1 protein-coding gene and 1 pseudogene are annotated in these 1,385 nt (G+C 41.4%); one reads left to right on the forward strand and one right to left on the reverse strand.

What is annotated here, in order from left to right:
* The first annotated feature begins 133 nt into the window (after positions 1-133).
* Positions 134-811, forward strand: a complete 678-nt coding sequence (gene trhA / locus ACYVRH_RS12740) for a PAQR family membrane homeostasis protein TrhA (protein WP_461257274.1) — start codon at positions 134-136, stop codon at positions 809-811.
* 297 nt (positions 812-1,108) lie between these two features.
* Here trhA and ACYVRH_RS12745 read toward each other — a convergent pair.
* Positions 1,109-1,385: pseudogene (locus ACYVRH_RS12745) on the reverse strand (polynucleotide adenylyltransferase PcnB); the annotation flags it as partial.

A 1,385-nucleotide genomic window follows, 5' to 3' on the forward strand; every position in this document is an offset into this window, starting at 1 on the left:
AGTACAGTCAGGGCAGACTGTACTAAATAAATTCCTTGGGCATACATCGTGCTGTCGGTTGTTCAAATCAATGCTGATACTATAAGTATTAACTGTAGCGCAACTAAACGCCATAAACAGTGTCTCAAAATATGTGAGAATAATAACAAAAAATTCAACGGCGGCTGTTCTGCCTTTTTATACAATTGGTGAAGAAATAGCAAATTCAATACTTCACGGTATTGGCGCGCTTGTTGCGATAACGGGGCTTGTTTTTTTGATTCTGAAAAATACAGGATTTTTGGACGGACATAGGGCTGCAAATATGGATATTGCGGCAACAGTTTTATTTACTGCGACCATGACCGGAATGTTTTTGATATCAACTTTGTATCATGCGATACAAAGTCAGAGCGTTAAAAATTTATTCCGTAAACTGGATCATTCGGTAATATTTGTTTTTATTGCCGGAACTTACACCCCTATATGTTTAAGCGGCCTTCGCGGAGCATGGGGCTGGAGTCTTTTTGCGGTTGAATGGGCGCTGGCTTTGACCGGCATTATTCTGAACATTCTTGGTTCAAAAACCATAAAAAAAATTGAAATAGCAGTTTATATAATGATGGGCTGGGCAATAATTATCGGGTTCGTTCCCTTGATTCATCGTGTGCCGCTAATCAGCATAATTTTGTTATTGGCCGGAGGAGCCGCATATACGCTGGGAGCCGTTTTTTATAAAAAGAAAAGTGTTAAGTATACTCATGTTATATGGCATACTTTTGTTATTATCGGAGCCGTATGCCATTGGTTTTCAATATGGCATTTAAATTAGCGCTCTTAGTGAGAAATTTTTTCTAATAAATTACTAATTACCCGCAGGAGCCGCAGTCCCTGATCTGGATTTTCTTCGGCGGCGTCTCTTTTTGGGGGCGGGTTTGCCTTCTTCCGCCGCAGGCTTTGGCGGCGTTCTTTTAATTGTAATTCCTTTGGCGGAAAGAAATTTCTTAACGGCGTATTCAAGTTCAAAGCGGGGCGGATTCATGGGCATGACAAAAGTGCGGACTGTTTTGCAAATTTCTTTAAAATTCTCAATTGGGCCGGGTTTCCAGTCGTTTGTGCTTTCAAGATAATCGTAAAAAAGGGCGTTCATTGTAAAATCGCGGCGTAAAACGTCATCATCTATCGTTCCGAAAGTATTGCTGGTGTGTCCGTCTTTTAATGAGCGGAAAGTAGCGACTTCAAATATCCGCTCGCCAAAATACACGTGAACAAGACGGAAACGCCTGCCAATAATTCTTGAGTTGCGAAAGATTTTTTTTATGCGCCCGGGACTTGCCGCGCTTACAATGTCAAAATCTTTTGGTTTTTTCCCGAGTATCAGATCCCTTACCGCCCCTCCTACAATG

Source organism: Treponema sp. R80B11-R83G3 (assembly GCF_054786115.1).